This is a genomic window from Thalassolituus maritimus (genome assembly GCF_900156675.1).
Taxonomy (GTDB): Bacteria; Pseudomonadota; Gammaproteobacteria; order Pseudomonadales; family Oceanobacteraceae; genus Thalassolituus; species Thalassolituus maritimus.
Window position 1 is genome coordinate 213,676 of sequence record NZ_FTOH01000007.1, and the last position, 18,011, is coordinate 231,686.

At 52.2% G+C, this 18,011-nt stretch carries 18 protein-coding genes; 13 read left to right on the forward strand and 5 right to left on the reverse strand.

Features of this window, described 5'->3' with window-relative positions:
* Nucleotide 1: 1 nt before the first annotated feature.
* The 4 genes from BW941_RS12675 to BW941_RS12690 are packed head-to-tail and all read left to right on the forward strand — an operon-like array spanning nt 2 to nt 5,031.
* Nucleotides 2-1,456 carry a di-heme oxidoreductase family protein gene (locus BW941_RS12675; RefSeq protein ID WP_076516702.1) on the forward strand — a complete coding sequence of 485 codons (1,455 nt, stop codon included), beginning with the start codon at nt 2-4 and terminating at the stop codon, nt 1,454-1,456.
* A complete protein-coding gene (locus tag BW941_RS12680) occupies nt 1,457-2,626 on the forward strand; it encodes a DUF1513 domain-containing protein (protein ID WP_076516609.1) in 1,170 nt (389 codons plus the stop codon).
* A gap of 6 nt (nt 2,627-2,632) precedes the next feature.
* Nucleotides 2,633-3,760, forward strand: a complete 1,128-nt coding sequence (locus BW941_RS12685; protein WP_084188920.1) for an imelysin family protein — start codon at nt 2,633-2,635, stop codon at nt 3,758-3,760.
* A gap of 41 nt (nt 3,761-3,801) precedes the next feature.
* Nucleotides 3,802-5,031: a porin gene (locus BW941_RS12690; RefSeq protein WP_217693598.1), complete on the forward strand. Its 1,230-nt coding sequence runs from the start codon at nt 3,802-3,804 to the stop codon at nt 5,029-5,031.
* Here BW941_RS12690 and BW941_RS12695 read toward each other — a convergent pair.
* The 4 genes from BW941_RS12695 to gpmI all read right to left on the reverse strand — a co-directional run bounded on the left by BW941_RS12695 (nt 5,022) and on the right by gpmI (nt 10,075).
* The gene (locus BW941_RS12695) at nt 5,022-5,888 is read right to left on the reverse strand and encodes a divergent polysaccharide deacetylase family protein (protein ID WP_245820103.1); all 867 of its coding nucleotides are present in this window, start codon (nt 5,886-5,888) and stop codon (nt 5,022-5,024) included. The two genes, BW941_RS12690 and BW941_RS12695, sit on opposite strands and share 10 nt — an antisense overlap.
* A 14-nt stretch (nt 5,889-5,902) precedes the next feature.
* The gene (locus tag BW941_RS12700) at nt 5,903-7,285 is read right to left on the reverse strand and encodes a S41 family peptidase (protein ID WP_076516708.1); all 1,383 of its coding nucleotides are present in this window, start codon (nt 7,283-7,285) and stop codon (nt 5,903-5,905) included.
* 115 nt (nt 7,286-7,400) lie between these two features.
* Nucleotides 7,401-8,522, reverse strand: a complete 1,122-nt coding sequence (locus BW941_RS12705) for a murein hydrolase activator EnvC family protein (RefSeq protein WP_076516614.1) — start codon at nt 8,520-8,522, stop codon at nt 7,401-7,403.
* 17 nt (nt 8,523-8,539) lie between these two features.
* Complete coding sequence (gene gpmI, locus BW941_RS12710) at nt 8,540-10,075, reverse strand: 2,3-bisphosphoglycerate-independent phosphoglycerate mutase (RefSeq protein WP_076516616.1); 1,536 nt, start codon at nt 10,073-10,075, stop codon at nt 8,540-8,542.
* A gap of 174 nt (nt 10,076-10,249) precedes the next feature.
* Here gpmI and BW941_RS12715 point away from each other — a divergent pair, with 174 nt between their 5' ends.
* Both BW941_RS12715 and secB read left to right on the forward strand, forming a co-directional pair.
* Complete coding sequence (locus BW941_RS12715; RefSeq protein WP_068439323.1) at nt 10,250-10,663, forward strand: rhodanese-like domain-containing protein; 414 nt, start codon at nt 10,250-10,252, stop codon at nt 10,661-10,663.
* 20 nt (nt 10,664-10,683) lie between these two features.
* Entirely contained in the window at nt 10,684-11,148 is a 465-nt protein-coding gene (gene secB / locus BW941_RS12720; RefSeq protein WP_076516618.1) for a protein-export chaperone SecB, read from the forward strand.
* A 69-nt stretch (nt 11,149-11,217) separates the two neighbouring features.
* Here secB and trmL read toward each other — a convergent pair whose 3' ends face one another.
* Nucleotides 11,218-11,682: a tRNA (uridine(34)/cytosine(34)/5-carboxymethylaminomethyluridine(34)-2'-O)-methyltransferase TrmL gene (gene trmL, locus BW941_RS12725; protein WP_076516620.1), complete on the reverse strand. Its 465-nt coding sequence runs from the start codon at nt 11,680-11,682 to the stop codon at nt 11,218-11,220.
* Nucleotides 11,683-11,863: 181 nt separating this feature from the next.
* Here trmL and BW941_RS12730 point away from each other — a divergent pair, with 181 nt between their 5' ends.
* Genes BW941_RS12730 through BW941_RS12760 form a run of 7 tightly spaced genes read left to right on the forward strand, consistent with a single transcriptional unit; the run spans nt 11,864 to nt 18,011 of the window.
* Nucleotides 11,864-12,808: a type IV pilus biogenesis protein PilM gene (locus BW941_RS12730; RefSeq protein WP_076516622.1), complete on the forward strand. Its 945-nt coding sequence runs from the start codon at nt 11,864-11,866 to the stop codon at nt 12,806-12,808.
* Entirely contained in the window at nt 12,792-13,478 is a 687-nt protein-coding gene (locus BW941_RS12735) for a hypothetical protein (RefSeq protein WP_076516624.1), read from the forward strand. The genes BW941_RS12730 and BW941_RS12735 overlap by 17 nt, the downstream gene beginning before the upstream one ends.
* Nucleotides 13,475-14,140 (forward strand): hypothetical protein, encoded by a 666-nt coding sequence (locus BW941_RS12740; RefSeq protein ID WP_076516626.1) that lies wholly within the window; start codon nt 13,475-13,477, stop codon nt 14,138-14,140. The genes BW941_RS12735 and BW941_RS12740 overlap by 4 nt, the downstream gene beginning before the upstream one ends.
* Nucleotides 14,133-14,456: a general secretion pathway protein GspB gene (locus BW941_RS12745; protein ID WP_139325839.1), complete on the forward strand. Its 324-nt coding sequence runs from the start codon at nt 14,133-14,135 to the stop codon at nt 14,454-14,456. The genes BW941_RS12740 and BW941_RS12745 overlap by 8 nt, the downstream gene beginning before the upstream one ends.
* Nucleotides 14,457-14,466: 10 nt before the next feature.
* Nucleotides 14,467-16,068, forward strand: coding sequence for a pilus (MSHA type) biogenesis protein MshL (mshL, locus tag BW941_RS12750; RefSeq protein ID WP_175607908.1), 1,602 nt, complete (start codon nt 14,467-14,469; stop codon nt 16,066-16,068).
* Nucleotide 16,069: 1 nt separating this feature from the next.
* Entirely contained in the window at nt 16,070-16,951 is an 882-nt protein-coding gene (locus BW941_RS12755) for an ExeA family protein (RefSeq protein ID WP_076516633.1), read from the forward strand.
* 10 nt (nt 16,952-16,961) lie between these two features.
* On the forward strand, nt 16,962-18,011 hold the full coding sequence (locus BW941_RS12760) for a tetratricopeptide repeat protein (protein WP_076516636.1): 1,050 nt from the start codon (nt 16,962-16,964) through the stop codon (nt 18,009-18,011).

Genomic DNA, 18,011 nt, shown 5'->3' on the forward strand with positions numbered 1-18,011 from the left:
CGTGGTAAATAAAAAGCCGGCGCTTCGCCGGCTTTTTGCGTTAGCAGCGGCCAGTTCTGGGCTGGCCGCTCTGACGCTTCTTGTTGGTTGTAACGACAGTAGTACGCTGGATCAACAGATTCTGGCGGGCGGTGTTGCCACCTATTCAACGACGCACCTGACCCGCTTCGATTTACCCGCTCCGACGCTCACGGACGGAGAAAAGGCGGATTTTTATGCTGGGCGCGCGTTAGCACATCAGCCGTGGGTGAAGGCACCGACAAGCACGACCGCGCGCGATGGCCTGGGGCCGTTGTTTAATGCCCGCAGTTGCCTTGGCTGTCATATCGAAGGTGGACGCGGCACATTGCCTGCCGACGACACAGAAGCGGTCTTTACTGCCTTTGTCCGTCTGAGTATTCCCGGTGAAGAGCCGCAACTGGGTTCTGTGCCTGAACCCACTTATGGTCAACAGATTCAAACACAAGCGACGGGCCTGATGGCGCAGCTGGGGTTACCTCCCGGTCCTGACGACCTGAAACCTGAGGCTGACCTGAGGATTGACTGGCAGTATCACTCGCATACCTATCCTGACGGCAGCGTGGTTGAATTGCGAAAACCTCAACTGGATTTGCGCCAGTTAAGTGATGGTGCGCTGCATCCAGATACCTTGTTCAGTCTGCGTCAGGCACCAGGCATGTTTGGGACCGGACTGATTGCAGCCATTAAACAAGCCGACATTGATGCTCTGGCTGATCCGTCTGACACTAATAAAGACGGTATTTCAGGTCGGGTTAACCAGGTATGGAGTGCCTCTGAACAGACGATGGTTCCTGGTCGCTTCGGCTGGAAGGCGAATCGCCCCGATCTTGAAGTCACTGTCGCCGCCGCGTTTGCAGATGATATCGGTATTTCTAATCCGCTGTTTCCTTCGCAACCCTGCACTCGAGCCCAGCTTTTGTGCCAGCAACAACCTAATGGCAATAATTCGGATGGCTTCGAAATTCCTGCTGATTTATTAGAGTTAGTCGTCGAATTTCTGCGTCACACCGGAGCGCCTGCTGCACGCCTGACTGAAAAGCATAACGCTGGCCAGATGGCGTTTAATCTCGCTGGTTGCCAGCAATGTCACGAGCCCTCGTTCACGACCTCTGAAAATGCTCCTGCTTCACACCTTGCGGGTCAACGTATCTGGCCATACAGTGATTTTCTCCTGCACGATATGGGGCCTTTGCTGGCTGATGAGCGACCTGACTTCCAGGCGACGGGCTCTGAGTGGCGAACGGCGCCTTTGTGGGGGATTGGGCTTCAGAAAACCGTGGGGGCAGACCTTTCACTACTGCACGACGGGCGAGCCCGTAGCGTTGAAGAAGCGATTCTTTGGCACGGTGGAGAAGCAGCTAAAGCGCGGGCTCTTTTTGAGGCTATGTCTGCAGATACCCGGCGACAACTGATCGCCTTTGTGGAGGCGCTCTGAATGGCGACGTCTGACATGATGACGAGAAGGCAGATCCTGAAATCAGGCTTGTTCGGCAGTACGGTTCTTTTACCTTTGCATGGCCTTGCTTTGGGTCATTCCTCTTCGGTGATGGAGAGTGAATATTGGGGCTCAGCAGTTCTATCTGAGGATCAGACCGGATTTGCTTCTGTATCCCGCAATCAATCGGCTGCCCTTGAGCAAACGGCATTTCGTGGTCACGGGGTGTGCCTGAATCCTACAGATAAAAATAGCCATTCGATACTGATGATGGCTCGCCGTCCGGGCAGTGAGGGAATTATTTTTGACCTGGCGACTGGCGAAGAATTATCGCGCTTTTACGCGCTCCCTGAACGTCAGTTTCAGGGCCACGCCTGTTACAGTGAAGATGGCTCAGAAATATACGTGACACAAACGATATTTTCTCCCGGCCACCCTGATCACGGCAAAGGCATGATCAGTGTTCGTGATGCCAGAAACTTCGTTCAATTACGTGAGTTTGAAACGGGCGATCCCGAGCCCCATGAAGTGCTGCCTATGCCTGACGGAATACACCTTGTCGTTGCTAACGGTGGTCGTTTTCCGGGACAGGATGGGCGAAGTAACGACGCCACAGAGATGAGCTCGTCACTGGTGATCATCGACAGAACTACTGGAGAAATCAGTCAGCGCCACACCCTGACGGAGCCGAAAGCAAGCATCCGTCATCTTGCCATCAACAAGGAGGGCAGTGTGGTTGCTGCTTTGCAGGTGCAGCGTCAGGCGATGAAAGACACCAGACCCCGCCCCTTAGCAGCGGTGCTGACATCAGCAGGACACTTCGACTATTTACCCGCCCCGGGAAACCTGTGGTTGGGAGCACATGACTATATGGGCAGTGTTGCGGTACATGCTTCTACAGATATTGCCTGTATGACGACCCCGAAAGGGAATTTCGCTGCTTTCTGGCATGTGAGTTCGCATACGTTATTGGGTTACTTTCAGATGCACGATGTATGCGGTGTGTCTGTCAGCGAATTAAATGATTGTTTTGTGCTGAGTAATTCCGCAGGCGAATTACGATTTATTGATCCCGTAACCCAACAAGAAAATACATCGCTACGCCAGAGTTATTCTGATCTGCGTTTCGATAACCATTTATCTCAACCCGTGATAATCCGAAAAGGCTGACCAACTTTGAATAAGCCAGAAACATTACTCAACTGCGTCCGTATTGATGACGGGTACCGCAGACATTATTTCAGGACCGCAGCCGCGATATTACTGGCTGGACTGCTTACCGCCTGTGGCGGTGAGCGCAAAAATGATCCGCTGGTCCTGACAGATGACACACTGAATACTGCATTGACGCGTATCGTTGATCAGACCGTCATCCCCAATACGCAAGCCTTTGCCGAAGATGCGGAGGCTCTGGTTGTCGCCGCCTCCAGTTTCTGTAATGCCCCGAACACAGATGGGTTGCAACAGACCCAATCAGCCTGGGAGGCGAGCAGTACTGGCTGGTATCGTATTCTGCCATTTTTGTTCGGGCCACCAGACGATAATTTACTGACCCCCGGTTATCTCTTTATCGACTCGTTGCGCCAGCGTGGAAACGATTACACCTCAACTATACGTACGGAAATTAATGAATCTGTATCTGGTAGCGAGCCTCTTAATGGCGCCTATTTTGATGGTCTGAGTTTTACCAAGGTAGGACTGTTGGCCTTAGAAGTCGCTCTATTTGAAGACGCCTCCGAAAGCTCAGCTGACTCAGACATCGTTGCTGGGTTTATTGCCCATCCCCGACGCTGTGACTACCTGGAGGGCTTGGCTCAACTGCAGGCCGAGTACGCCAATGACTTTTATCAGGGGTGGACAAGTGATTATCAGAACTCCGGTGAAGCTTACCGTGAGCGCTTTCTTCGCGGCGCGACGGATGATGGCTCGGCGCCACTCACACTGCTTCTCACCAGTGCGCAGGAGCATCTGAATTACCTGAAACAGCGCACAGTGGCTGATCAGGCAGGCCAGATATCAGGTATAAGCTCGGCACTTATGCAGGCAAGTATCGAGGCGACTGAAGCCATTGTGGAGGGTGACCAAGGCTCCGTTGTGACTCTTGCCTCGCTTATGCTGGCAGCTCAGGAGGAGTCGGCATTATTGTCTGTACGCGATAATTTCGAACGTGCTTATGAGGCGATTGATGACCAGAGTAATCTGGATTTTTATACCGCTGCCGGATTGTTAGATGGCAATTTTAAACGAGAAATTCCCGATGGCCTGGCCGTAGAGTTAGGTATTAATTTCAGTGATGGCGATTAATAAATTGCACCTTCGCTACGATCAGATACAGGACATACACAATGAAAATGAACACGAAAAAACAAGCGCATTTTTATAAGCCGATGCTGACGACACTGTCTGTCGCTATTATGACAATGTCAGGACTGAACGCATCTGCACAGGAAGCAGGGGATGAACCGGTTTCACGCGCAGAGCTGGAACAGCGTATTTCGGAGCTTGAGTCTTTGTTAAATGAGAGGCTGGGTGCTCTCGCAGATACCATGGATGAAAACCTGGCGCAGGAGTCGACGAAGCAGGTTCATCTTGGTGGTTATGGTGAATTGCATTACAACAACCTGAGTACTGACGACGAAGATAAGCGCCAGATAGATCTGCATCGACTCGTTCTGTTTATCGGTTACGACTATTCCGACTCGATACGCTTTGTTTCTGAATTTGAAGTTGAGCACACCCTGGTCAGTGGCGGTAGCCAGTACGGCGCGGTAGAAATTGAGCAGGCCTATATTGAAATGGATGTTCTTAACGGTGCCCAGTTCCGTACTGGTGTTATGCTGATGCCTATCGGTATTGTCAACGAAACACATGAGCCGCCGACATTTTACGGTACCGAGCGTCCCATCATAGAGACCACCGTCATTCCATCGACCTGGTACAGCGCGGGTATCTCGCTGTCAGATACTCTGGATAACGGTCTGAGCTACGATGTTCTGATCACTGAAGGATTTAAAACCGAAGACCCGACCACCAATGACGCGGCAGACCCCTTTGACCTGAAAGCTGGCAAGCAGAAGTCGTCTTATGCTTCAGTATTTGACCCAGCGATAACGGCTCGCCTGCGTTACCGTGGAATTACCGGCCTCGAGATTGCGGGTTATACACAGTACCAGCCAGACCTTGATCAGAGCGCTGAAGAGTCTTACGCGGACTCTGCATTACTGCTGGGCGGTCACGTTATTTATACCCTCAAAGACACAACGTTTACGGCACTGTATGCCCGTTGGGACCTGGAAGGCGATGCCGCCGAAGAAGCAGGAAAGTCCGAGCAGTATGGCGGCTATGTTGAGGTATCTCAGCGCTTAGGCGAAAAGTGGGGCGTGTTTGCCCGTCAGAGTAACTGGTCGCAATCTGAGGATGATAGCGCTGCTCAGACTGATTTTGGTGTGAATTATTATCCGCACCCTGACGTTGTATTTAAAGCGGATGTTCAGATGCAGAACGACGACGCCGAAAGTCGCGGTGATATTAATTCAGGCAGTGGTTTCAATCTTGGGATGGGTTATCAGTTCTGATAACTCAGGTCGTTAGGCTGAGCCTCTGTCTTGTTTTTCACTGGCAGAGGCAACCGCAGCTCGAGTCGGGACCTCAATTCAGCGTTATCGGCTGTGTGAACAGGATTCAGCCATGCCTCTTCCTGAAGATGTTGATCAGCTCGGGTAATAATCACTTCATCGGATGCGATCAACTCGGGTAAAACGACTTCGAGAAAATCGAGTGTCTCAGGGTAAGGGTGACCGATTAAAATGGCGCTGCCTTTACGCTCTGCAATATCCATTGCGCGTTGAAACTGAGCAAAAAGACCGTCAAGACTGCGATCATTATCGAGAAAAACATCGCGCCGGTCGGTTGGTATTCCCGCCTGCAGGGCTTCACTCTCGGCCACGCTCAAGGGGTTTGTGAGGCTGTCTATAAAATAGAGTCCACGCTGCTGTACCACCTTCATAATACTGTTCATGGCAGTCTGGTCGGCGGTAAGAACACTGCCCATGTGGTTATTCACGCCTTGCACATGGGGGATGGAATCCAGACTTTCTGTCAGTGTTTGCTGCAGTTCTTCAGGTGTCATCTCCTGTGTCAGAGCACCCGGCCCCAGGGCTGCACCTGTGGCGTTAGCCATAGGGGCGTGGAGCATGATTCCTTTATTATTTTCTGCGGCTATGCGGGCGAGACGCGCTGCATGTGGGGTGTGAGGGAGAAACGCCAGTGTTACCGGGCCAGGAAGTGCGACGGCACGATCACCTAATGGGCCGTTATTACCAACGTCATCAATGATAATAATCAGTGTAGGAGTGGCGAGCACCGGTGAGGAAATAAAAGCGGTGAGAGTCAGTAAAAGCACAGCAAGTGGCTTTTGAATGATGTTTCTCACCGCGCGGACCATCCTTATTCAGCAGTCGTACTGCTTTTGGTTTTTTTCGGACTAAGGATGGTGACACCACGGAGCAGTGTGTGTGCTTCATAGAGCTGAAAATCACGACGAATCAGGTCATCGCTTTTATTTTCATTCTTAGCGTCATTTTTAGCGTTATTCTTACTTTCAACATTGCTCTCTGAGGCGGCTTTGCTGTCCGGATTCTCAAGGTGCCCCGGAAGATCTGATTCCTTGTAGTACTGCTGCTCGCTCGGCGTTACTTCGCTTTGCTCGACAACGATATCCGGCACAATGCCTTGTGCCTGAATTGAGCGGCCGTCAGGCGTAAAGTAGCGGGCGGTGGTCAGCTTGACAGCGGCGGTCTCTGAGACTGGCAATACCGTCTGAACTGAGCCTTTGCCGAACGATTGAGTACCAACAATGACGGCACGGCTGTGGTCCTGCAGGGCTCCGGCAACAATCTCAGAAGCCGACGCTGAGCCACCGTTGATCAGTACAACGATTGGAATATCAGGCATCAGAGTATCAGAGCGCGCTTCGTAGCGGACATCTGACATGGGCGAACGACCTTCCGTGTAAACAATCAGACCTTCAGAAATAAAGGTATCAACGACTACGACGGCCGCCTGTAAGACGCCGCCAGGATTATTACGCATATCCAGAATCACGCCGTTCAGGTCGGTATCGTTCTGCCAGGCGCGCAGAGCTTCCTGGAGTTCAGAACCGGTGTTTTCCTGAAACTGGGTGAGACGAACATAGCCGATTTCGCCGTCGAGCATTTCGGTGCGAACACTGGCCACTTTGATTTCAGCGCGTTCAATGGTGAAGCTCAGTAGTTCGGCTTCTCCTTTACGGCGCACTTCTAAGGAAATCGGCGTGCCGGGTTCGCCACGCATCAGTTCAACAGCATCGCTCAGTGACAGACCCATGACGGGTTCGCCGTCGAGGCTGACAATAAGGTCTCCAGCCCGGATGCCCGCGCGCTGTGCCGGGGTATCGTCGATCGGCGTAATGACACGGACCAGGCCATTTTCCATACCGACTTCAATGCCCAGTCCTCCGAATTTACCTGAGGTGTTTTCCTGAAGGTCGGAAAAGTCGTCTTCCTGAAGATAGGCAGAATGGGGATCGAGCGAATTAAGCATGCCTTTGATCGCGTTGTTGAACAGTGTCTGGTCATCGACCTCTTCAACGTACGAGCTGCGGATGCGTTCGAATATTTCGGTGAACGTGCGAAGATCCTGAAGGGGCAGTTCCTGCTGGATTTGCGGGCTGCTTTCAATTGCCGACTGGTCCTCAGTGATATCTACTGCGGTCTCTTCAGCGATACCTGATAACGGCATAAAGATGACTGCACTGGCAATCAAGGGGCGGAGCAGATGTTTCCTTAGCATGTTCACTCGCTCTGTATAACGTGCCGCAAGCATGGCACAAAACTGTCTGGCTGTTAAGAATGGCCTGTTCTGAGGCGTTTTGCTTAACAATTCTGTTTCTTTCTGACGTAATTCTTCAGCCGCGTTTCAGCCAGGCGGCAGGGTCCTGCGGTTGACCTTTATGACGAATCTCAAAATAGAGGGCGGCACTTTGTTGGCCGCCACTTTTTCCGGCTGTGGCAATAATTTCACCGCCATTGACCCAGCTGCCAACGTCCCGGAGCAGGGTCTGATTATGCGCATAAAGACTGAGGTAGCCATCGCCGTGGTCAAGAATTAACAGCAGGCCAAATCCTCTTAACCATTCAGAAAACACGACCCGGCCATGGTGTATCGCGCGGATATCGGCACCTTCCCGTGTGCCTATCTTCCAGCCTTCCCAGCGTGCATTGGGGCCGTTGCGGTTGCCAAATGCAGCGAGCACCGGGCCGGCAAGTGGTCGGGGGAGCTTGCCACGCATCTTACGGAAAGGGACTTCATCGTTATGACGTGGACTGTTACTGACCAGTGTTTCAACTTCGGCCAGCAGAGATTCAAGTCGTTTGCGGTCAGCTTCACGCTGTTTCAGGCGTTCACTTTCGCTGCTCATCTGGCGATCAAGCTTAGCGAGCAGAGTCTGTTGTTCTGCACGGCGCTTCTCGAGTTGCTTGTTTTCCCGGGTCAGGCGCGCATCACTTTGGCGGAGCTGTTCTTCCTGCTCTGCAATTAATACTTCCAGGTTATCCAGCCGGTTAAGTTCGGCAATTGTTTCGCTGAGGTTCTCGAGACGGGCACGGTTAAAGTAACCGAAGTAGCGGGTCATTCGCTGGTTCTGGGCCGGATCGTCCTGAGCGAGCCAGAAGCGTATGGCTGCCTCATCGCCCATCTGTCGGGCAAGGCGTATCTGTTCACTTAATAGTTTCTGGTGGCGGTTACGGAGCTGACGAACCTGAGCCTGCTCCGCCTGGAGCTTTTTTAGGCGAATCTGCTCCTCACGCAAACGAGCGCGGGTGGCTTCTATCTCTTTGATCTGCGCAGCGATTTCCTGATCGGATTTGCGCAGTCGCTGTTGCAGATCATCATGCTCTTCACGGGCTTCCGTGAGCCAGCTTTGCAGCTTTTTGATTTCGGCCTTGATCTGATCCAGACGTGCCTGATCATCAGCCTGAACGGTCAGACTGATGATCATAGTGAGGACTACAACAACAGAACGTAGCATGAGGTCTTCAGTTTGGATTACTTGGTCAGTAGCGAAACACCGGTCATTTCAGCCGGTTGCTCAACGCCCATAATGTCCAGCAGGGTAGGTGACACGTCACACAGGCGTCCGGTGTTCAGGCCGCCTTCTGCGCGGTTATGGACGTGAATCAGGTTCACTGGTCCGGTGGTGTGCTGAGTCATCGCCTGACCATTTTCATCCAGCATTTGCTCAGCATTGCCGTGGTCGGCAGTAATCAGGCATTCGCCACCTACTTCCAGAATCGCGTCAGTTACTTTCTGCAGGCAGTCATCAATGCATTCCGCGGCTTTAACAGCAGCGTCGTAGACACCAGTGTGACCGACCATGTCGCCGTTTGCATAGTTACAGACGATCAGGTCGTAGCCCCCATTTTTGATGGCGTCGACCAGTTTGTCGGTGACCTCTGGGGCGCTCATTTCGGGTTGCAGGTCGTAAGTGGCAACGTCTGGTGACTTCACAAGAATACGGGTTTCGCCGTCGTACTCCTGTTCGCGACCACCTGAGAAGAAAAAGGTCACGTGGGCGTACTTTTCAGTTTCAGCAATACGCAGCTGCTTCATGCCTTTGTCAGAAACGTATTCGCCAATGCCATTCACCAGCTTTTCTGGTGGGAAAGCACAGCTGGCTGGAATGTCAGCGGCGTATTCCGTCATCATGACGTAGTCGCACAGGGCAGGGCGAGCCTGGCGTTCAAAACCTTTGAATGTATCGCCTTCAACGAATGCGCGGGTGATTTCACGGGCGCGGTCAGGGCGGAAGTTGAAGCAGATGATGGCATCGCCGTCTTCCACTTTGCCCGGCTGGTCGCCAATCACAGTCGCTTTAACAAACTCGTCGTTTTCGTCACGCTCATAGGCGGCTTTCAAGGCATCAACACCTGTAGGTGCTGAGAATTCGGCCTGACCGAGTGTCATCGCATTGTAGCCCTGCTCGACACGATCCCAGCGGTTATCGCGGTCCATCGAGTAGAAGCGACCAATCACCGTCGCAATGGCGGCGTTACCGAGCTTCGCGCAATGCGCTTCAATTTTGCAGAGCGACGGCTCGGCCGAGCGTGGTGGCATATCTCGGCCGTCGAGAATGGCGTGGATGCAGACCTTGCTGACACCTTTCTCTTTGGCCATATCAAGCAGGGCAATCAGGTGATCTTCGTGACTGTGAACACCGCCTGGCGATAACAGACCAAGCAGGTGCACGGTCTTGCCTGTTTCTGCCGCTTTGTCCATCGCTGCCGCAAGAGCTGCGTTACTGGTCAGTTCACCATCGCGGATGGTTTTGTTGATGCGGGTGTAATTCTGATACACGATGCGACCAGCACCGAGGTTCATATGGCCAACTTCAGAGTTACCCATCTGGCCATCCGGCAGACCAACGGCTTCGCCGGATGTCTGAATCAGAGCATTCGGGTACTCATTCAGAAGGCGATCCCAGGTTGGGGTGTTGGCGTTGGCAATGGCGTTATTCGCGGTTTCTTCGCGGTAGCCCCAGCCATCAAGAATAATCAGGGCGGTCGGTTTTGGTCGCGTGGTCATGTCCGTACACTCAGAATTACAGCAAAATGGCAGTATACCTTACCCCCGGGCGACACTGAACAAAGCGCCCGCGAATAATTGTCATATACAGGAATGACAATGCGTCGGCGGTGGAGGCATAGCGCCAGTGACGGTATACTCCGGCCTCCATATTGAAAGACAGTAGACAGGCTAATGGATCAGTACATTGAATTTGTCGTAAATCACTGGTGGCTGGTAGGCATCTGGGCAGCGTTTCTGATCGCTTTGCTCTGGGATAATAACCGCCGCAACGGGCAGACTGTGTCCACCGCTGAAGCGACGACTATGATCAACCGCCAGAACGCATTGGTTCTGGACATCCGCGACAAGGCTGACTTCAAAGCAGGTCATCTTGTGAATGCGGTCAACATTCCGTATGCCAGCCTTGCTCAGCGTATGAATGAGCTGGACAAAGAACGCGAGCGTCCCATTGTTCTGGTGTGCAAAACAGGCCAGACCGTCAGCATGGCGGGTAAAATGCTGCGTGAGAAAGGCTTCAATGCTGTACGTATGAAAGGCGGCATGATGGAATGGAACAGCCAGAATCTGCCAGTCGTTAAGAATTAAATCTGATAAGGAACCAACTAATGGCCGAAAATAAAGAACAGGCGCAGTTCGCTCTTCAGCGTATCTACACCAAAGACGTGTCATTCGAAGCACCTAACTCTCCAGCGGCATTCACTAAGCCATGGAAGCCTGAAGTAAAGCTCGACCTGAACACCAATGGTCGCAAAGTCGATGAACAGCACTATGAAGTTTCAGTAAAGGTAACTGTGACCGCGAAAAACGACGGCGACACCGCGTTTTTGGTTGAACTGGTACAGTGTGGACTCTTCGTTGTGGCGAATATTCCAGAGCAGCAGATGGGTCCTATGCTGGGTGCAATGTGCCCTAACATCCTGTTCCCGTACCTGCGTGAAAACGTCGATAACCTGGTGATCAAAGGCGGTTTCCCTGCGCTGATGCTGGCTCCGATCAACTTTGACGCCCTGTATCAGCAGCGCGTGAAAGAAGCGCAAGCTCAGCAGGCTGGCGAACAGCCAACGCACTGAGAATTGCTATTCCAACAAAAACGCCCCGTCTATCGGGGCGTTTTTGTTTCTTTAACTAGATACCCTGGCTTACTGCCCACCTTTATAGCCGAGCTGGCGCCACGCCTCATAGACCATGACGGCTACGGCATTCGACAGGTTCATACTGCGACTGTGTGAGAGCATCGGCAGGCGCAGCCAGTCTTCTTTTGGGATAGTCAGTCTGACATCTTCTGGCAGGCCCCGGGTTTCTGGCCCGAACATCAGATAGTCCCCCTCGGTGAAAGCAACATCGGAATGACGTGTATTGCCTTTGGTCGTCAGAGCGAAGAGTCGTTGTGGCTGTTCGCCGGCAATAAATGCTTCGTAGTCTTTATGTATCTTCACACTGGCCCACTCACTGTAATCCAGACCGGCGCGGCGCAGCGCTTTCTCTTCCATATCAAAACCCAGGGGTTCAATAAGGTGCAGGTGACAGCCGGTATTGGCACACAGACGGATGATGTTGCCCGTATTAGGCGGTATTTCTGGTTCGAAGAGGACAATGTGAAACACGATAGAAGTCCGGAAATCAGAGGCGGAGCGCGAGGCATCCTGGAATAGAAAGTTTGTTTCTATGGGCCATATATCTGTCTGGCTCCGGGTCATTATAGTCAGGCGTGTCGCCTCAGACCATCGCTTTTCTCACCATGGTCTACACTCAGATTCAGTAAGTTGAATTTGTGTGAGGGTTGCCATGCAGCTGCCGTGGCTGAAACAACGTCGAACCGCGCAGGGATGTCTGGGTATAGAGATTAATCATGGTCGTGTGTGGGCTGTACACCGCACCCAGCGTGGGGTCGTATCCAGCTATATCGCAGAAACTGATGAATCCGGTTTTGCTCAGTTATCTGAATGGGTTGAAGCTCAGGGGCTCGCGGGTTCTCCCACTGTGGTATGCATGGACAGCGAGCGTTACGAGCTGCAATTAGTCGATGCTCCCCCTGTTCCACCGGAAGAGCTGACCGATGCGCTTAGCTTTCGCATTGATGAGTTAGTCGGGGCGCCAGCTGCCGATAAGGTGCTGCAGGCATTCCCTCTTCCCGGAGATGCGTATCGCGGCCGCATGAGCATGGCGTTTGCGGCGATCACAGACCGTGCCTATCTCAAAGAAATCGTCGATTTCTGCCGTGACAGCGATCTCCAGCTGGAGCAGATCATTATTAATGAATTGGCGGTTCTGAATCTTCTGGCCAGTATTGAGCCCGAAGACAGCGTGGCTGTTGTGCGTCTGGAAGGCAGTAGTGGTGTGATTTATCTCTACCGTGACGGTGCTCTCTATTTTACCCGTCAGATATCACTGGGGACGGATGACCTTGGTTTGAGCTCTCTGAATGTCGAAGAGGGTGGGCTGAGTATGCAGCCAAACAGCCGCATCGATGTGCTTGCCCTTGAGCTGCAACGCTCGATGGACTATTTCGAGAGCCAGCTGGGCCTGGGCGCCGTGTCTCAGCTTTGGATGATGAAATCGGATCTGGTCGATGTCACCGATGCGCTGGGCGAGCTCGAAGAACGAGTGAATACGCCGGTTCGGCTTATGTCGTTAGAGAGCTTCTTTAATCGTCAGGAAGACGATCGCCCACTTACAGCCTCTCTTGCTGTAGCACTTGGAGGGGCGCTTGGCTATGAGTTGGGAAATTAAACAACGCGCTAACTTTTACCTCGAAGAATTTCAGCCACCAAAGATCCCGGATGACCTCAGGGCCATTCTCATCGGTGCGGGTCTGCATGTGGGGATCGCCGTGATCGCTCTGCTTGGTCTGGTTATTAACTGGCACTGGCAGGGGCACAGACTGCAAGGAATGGTTGAGCGGCAAACGATTGTTGAGCAACAGGTTGCCAATATAGAGAGCGAGCGACCTCCTCTGAAATTGAATGATGCGCTGGTGGCTCAACGTACCAAGTTACGTGAGGACCTCGAAAGTAGTCAGCGTATCCTGCGCTATCTGACGCAGCAGGAGCTCGACAGCAGTACGTCATTTACCACTATGGTGAAAGAACTGGGTGATCAGGACGTACGCGGTGTCTGGCTTAAGAGCTTTGCGTTCTATGATGAAGGGCGTCACATCAATATCTCAGGCTACACCGATGACCCGGCGAAAATATCCCGTTATGTGTCAGACCTGCTGAAGCGCAGCGGTTTCTCTGAGCAGGCGTTCCGGTATGTGGATGTTCGCAAAGAGGAAGAGAGCCGCTGGTTGACCTTCAGGCTGGACACCCGCCCGCGTGAAAAAGAGAAAACATCTGAGCCTCGTAATACCGCAATGACATCTGCAGAGGTGCTGCGTCGCGTGCGGGAGGGCACCCTATGAAAATGATCTGGTGGCAAGACCCACGCATTGTTACTGGGTTGGAAAAATACCGTGAGCTGAGTGCGCGCGAGAGAAAACTGGTGCTGATCACTGCGCATGTTGTGGTGGCAGCCGTCGTACTTTTCTTTATCGCAGGCCCTATCTGGAGCACCGCATTAACCGAGCGTATGCAAGCGAACGAAATTGAGTCGAATGCTCTTCGTCTTGAAGCGCATTTGCAGCGTTTGCGCAGTACGCCAGTGCTTGACCCGAATGACGCCGTGCGCGATGACATAGAAAAAGTTCTGGGTCAGAAAGACGTCGTAGATGAGCGGATTCAGAGTCTTACCGATACCCTGGTCGCCCCTGAAAATATGCCGTCGGTACTGGAATCGATGATGACTCAGGACACACGACTCAAGCTGGTCAGTCTCGAAAATAGTGAAGGAGAGAGCATCGCACTCGGCTCTGAATTCAGTGACGTCGACCTTTATCGCCATGGCATGAAAATTCGCATGTCCGCTGACTACCCGTCGCTGATGAGTTATCTGCAACGTCTGGATTCGATGCCATGGAAACTCTACTGGCAGTCGCTTGACTACACGGTTGAAAACTACCCCAGCGGTGAGCTTTATCTTGAAGTCTTTACCCTCAGTACCCGTGAGGAGATTCTCAGTGATTAGATCAGTCGTTATGGCGCTTTGCCTGAGCGGACTTTCCCTGAATGCGATGGCGGCCAGTGATCCGATGAAGCCGCCACAGTTCGCTCCTGCAGCGGTCGAGCAATCAGCAGTAAAGAAAACAAGCTTTACGCTACAACAGATAAAAATGAGTCAGAACGGTGCGTCTGCGGTAATTAACGGCAACTTAGTTAAAGAGGGCGATATGGTTTCCGGTGCCCGGGTTGTAAGAATTACATCAGACAAAGTTGTTCTGAAATACAGGCAGAAACTGAAAACACTGTCTTTACTTAGTAATACGAAACATTCTGGTAAGTAGGATGCAGACTGTGAATAAACATAGAAGTAAAACTTTTGACCGAGCTGCTGTCATCATATTCAGCATGCTGATGGCGTCTTGTGCGACGACCTATACGCAGAAGCAGCCAGAGCAAAAGGCAGACAAAGACGCTGCACCGAAAAAGCTGCTGCAGGCAGATGCGCCTGCACTCGCAGGGCTTGATCCTAAAAGCCTGATGCCAGAAATAGCAATGCCGGAGAAAGCAGAAGAACGATTCGATGTCACTGCGAACCAGGTTCCTGCGGGCGCCTTCTTTAACAGCCTGGTCGAAGGCACCGGTCTTAACATGATCGTTCACCCTGATGTCAGCGGCAATATATCTCTGAACCTGAAAGATGTTACGGTCAGAGAAGCCCTGATGGCCGTTCGTGACCTGTATGGCTATGACTTTAATGAGTCCGGTTACGGTGTTCAGATTCTACCGAAAGCACCACAAACCCGTATCTTCCCGATCAACTATCTGAATGTGATGCGTTCTGGTCGTTCGGGTATGAAGGTCAGTAGCGGTATGACCAGTTCTGATGCAGAAAATGGCGCGGCGACTTCTGTTTTTGGAGAGTATGACGGTAACCAGACAAACTCGTCTGAAGTCGAAACCCTGACAGGGTCTGAGTTCTGGAAAGACCTGCGTTCGACTCTGTCTCTTATGATGGCATCCGAGGAAGGTGCTTCCGTCGTTGTTGATGCTCACGCTGGTCTCGTTATTGCTCGTGCTATGCCGGGCACTCTGACTCAGGTTCAGAGATACCTGGAGCAAGCCGAGCTGACGGTTCAGAAGCAGGTACTGATCGAAGCAAAAATTGTTGAGGTGACACTGAGCGATGGTTACCAGAGTGGCATTAACTGGAATACGATCGCGGCGCAGACCGGTAAAAATGACGTCTGGGCAACGCAGACATCGGCCGCGCTGAACGACCCGAACGATATTGCGGGAATTTTCAGCCTCAATATTGATGCCGGTAACTTTGCCGGTGCGCTGAGTCTTCTCGAGACCCAGGGCGATGTTGAGGTGCTGTCGAGCCCACGCATTGCGACTGTTAATAATCAGAAAGCAGTTATCAAAGTTGGTAACGATGAATATTTCGTCACCGATGTGACCAGCACAACCACGGCGACGGTCACAGGCACATCTGATACGCCAGAAATTGAACTTACGCCATTTTTCTCAGGTATTGCACTCGATGTGACACCACAGATCGGTGATGACGAAGACATTACGCTGCACGTGCATCCAAGTGTTACCGAAGTTCAGGAAAAGCAGAAACGTATTCAATTGAATGATGATGAATACTCTCTGCCGGTAGCAGCCAGTACCGTTCGTGAGACAGACTCTATTGTGCGCGCACGCTCCGGTCAGATCGTTGTGATTGGTGGTCTGATGCAGAATAAATCCAATGATGTGGTTCATAAAGTTCCGGTGCTCGGTGATATCCCGCTCCTGGGCGGCTTATTCCGTCAGACGCGCCGTGAAACCGTACAGAGTGAACTGGTGATTCTTATCCAGCCTCGCATTATTGGCACCCAGCTCCCCGCGGAGCGAATTGAACAGTTAAACAGCCGCTACTCACGCGTGTTATTACCGGAGTGGTGAGATGGATGTTACTGACATTAAGCAAGCATGTGAGTCGCACTATGGGCTGAGTGATACGCCTTTCTCATTAACACCCGATACCGGGTTCTATGTCGGGCTGGAATCCCATGATGAAGCTTTCGACTCGGTTCGGTACGCACTGGCAGCCGGTGAAGGTTTTATTAAAGTCACGGGTGAGGTGGGCACAGGCAAAACGCTTCTGTGCCGGCGCCTGCTGAATCATCTCGAATCTGCAAAAAGTGATACCGCGTATATTCCGAATCCTACGCTGTCGCCGACAGCGTTATGGCTCGCAATCGGCGATGAACTCGGCTTGTCCGGACATTCCCGGTTGAGTCAGCTGCGCGCAGATATTCAACGCTATTTATTAAATATTGCTCAGGAAGGGCGGCGTCTGGTACTGGTTATTGATGAAGCTCAATGCCTGCCTCCAGAAACCCTGGAAGCACTGCGTCTGATTTCTAACCTTGAAACTGAGCGCCAGAAACTGGTGCAGATCGTTCTCTTCGGTCAGCCGGAGCTGGATGACATTCTTAGTGAACAGCGCTTTCGCCAGCTGCGACAACGCATTACAACGTCGGCACATATCGAAGCACTACGTACCCCTGAAAGTGTCAGCCACTACCTCAATCATCGCCTGGTGTGTGCTGGGTATTGCGGCGAGCCATTGTTTACCCGAGGTGCCGTGCGCTTTTTATGGATCACCAGCGGCGGTACGCCAAGGCTGGTGAACGTTCTGGCTGCCAAGTCTCTGCTGGTGGCTTTTGGTCAGGGCAGTAAAGCGATTCATGCGCAGCACGTCGAAAAAGCAGCAGCAGACACAGAAAGTATTCAGCAGCCAATCGGCTGGCATGAACGCCTGAAACTCGTGATCGGATTGTAAGGAGCGAATTATGAGTCTTATACATCAAGTGCTCAAAGATCTTGACGGTCAGCGGGAAGTAACGCCGGGCGAAATCATTGGTTATGCAGATCATGAAGACCGTCAGAGGCTGATGATCTGGCCGGCATTGGTTATCTCGATATTTGCCGCTGTCTCTGTGTTGTATTTCAGCCAGTACTTCGAGTCGGACCCTTCTGTGATTAACCGCAATTCATTGCCTGTGATTCCTGTTTCCGGAAAGAACCCCGCAGTTGTACCTGTAATTGCTGAAGTTTCTCAACCAGAGATAGTTACCGGGAATCAGACCTCCCTGAATACCGTTGAGCGCGATAAACCAGAGGTTGTCACTCTGGCCGTTGCGCCATCGCCCGAAGTAGCAGGAAGCGCAGCACTTCTTGATGAGGTTGAGACAAAAGCAACGACTTCGAAAAAAACAGATGCCAAAGTGGCAGTAGCCTCTCCCGTAGTGCAGCAGCCTGCAGAGATGCAGCGTGAAGTCGCGCCGGCCATTCCTGAAGCACTTATCGTTGATGAACCTGAAGTGGTGCAAAGGACAGTTGCGGTTAAGCAAGACAGCGCACCTTCGGCTGCCAGTGTGACGCGACGTCTGGACCCTGAGAATTTCTATATCCGTGCGGTAACTTACTATCGCAATGGCGACTGGCAGCGCGCGTTGTCTCAACTGGAAGAGGCGATAAAGCTGGGAACCGCGATTGAATATCCCGCACTTCAGGCCCGTATTTATCTGGAGCAGGGGATGCGTGATGAGTTTATTGCTGCGTCCGAAAAATACGCCACGAATCAGAGTCGCACCTGGCTCAGTACGATTGCACCGGGCCTGCATATGTTTGGGCAGTATCAGGCGGCCGCAGAATACTACTCGCGTCTGATACAACAGGAGCCTCGCAATACACAGTGGGCTATTGCCCGTACTCAGGCACAAATAGATGCGGGTGCGATTAGCAGCGCACAGCAAAGCCTTGAGTTTCTCACCGAAAATTACCCTCTGAGTAAACCACAGCAAGACTGGGTTAAGTATCAGCAAGGGCTGCTGGAGTAA

What these genes read in the sequence shown, in the direction of transcription:
- BW941_RS12760 (WP_076516636.1), top strand. Translation starts at nt 16,962, where the DNA reads ATGAGTCTTATACATCAAGTGCTCAAAGATCTTGACGGTCAGCGGGAA.
- BW941_RS12700 (WP_076516708.1), bottom strand. Translation starts at nt 7,285, where the DNA reads ATGCTAAGGAAACATCTGCTCCGCCCCTTGATTGCCAGTGCAGTCATC.
- gpmI (WP_076516616.1), bottom strand. Translation starts at nt 10,075, where the DNA reads ATGACCACGCGACCAAAACCGACCGCCCTGATTATTCTTGATGGCTGG.
- BW941_RS12740 (WP_076516626.1), top strand. Translation starts at nt 13,475, where the DNA reads ATGAAAATGATCTGGTGGCAAGACCCACGCATTGTTACTGGGTTGGAA.
- BW941_RS12705 (WP_076516614.1), bottom strand. Translation starts at nt 8,522, where the DNA reads ATGCTACGTTCTGTTGTTGTAGTCCTCACTATGATCATCAGTCTGACC.
- secB (WP_076516618.1), top strand. Translation starts at nt 10,684, where the DNA reads ATGGCCGAAAATAAAGAACAGGCGCAGTTCGCTCTTCAGCGTATCTAC.
- BW941_RS12755 (WP_076516633.1), top strand. Translation starts at nt 16,070, where the DNA reads ATGGATGTTACTGACATTAAGCAAGCATGTGAGTCGCACTATGGGCTG.
- BW941_RS12735 (WP_076516624.1), top strand. Translation starts at nt 12,792, where the DNA reads ATGAGTTGGGAAATTAAACAACGCGCTAACTTTTACCTCGAAGAATTT.
- BW941_RS12690 (WP_217693598.1), top strand. Translation starts at nt 3,802, where the DNA reads ATGAAAATGAACACGAAAAAACAAGCGCATTTTTATAAGCCGATGCTG.
- BW941_RS12730 (WP_076516622.1), top strand. Translation starts at nt 11,864, where the DNA reads ATGCAGCTGCCGTGGCTGAAACAACGTCGAACCGCGCAGGGATGTCTG.
- BW941_RS12715 (WP_068439323.1), top strand. Translation starts at nt 10,250, where the DNA reads ATGGATCAGTACATTGAATTTGTCGTAAATCACTGGTGGCTGGTAGGC.
- BW941_RS12680 (WP_076516609.1), top strand. Translation starts at nt 1,457, where the DNA reads ATGGCGACGTCTGACATGATGACGAGAAGGCAGATCCTGAAATCAGGC.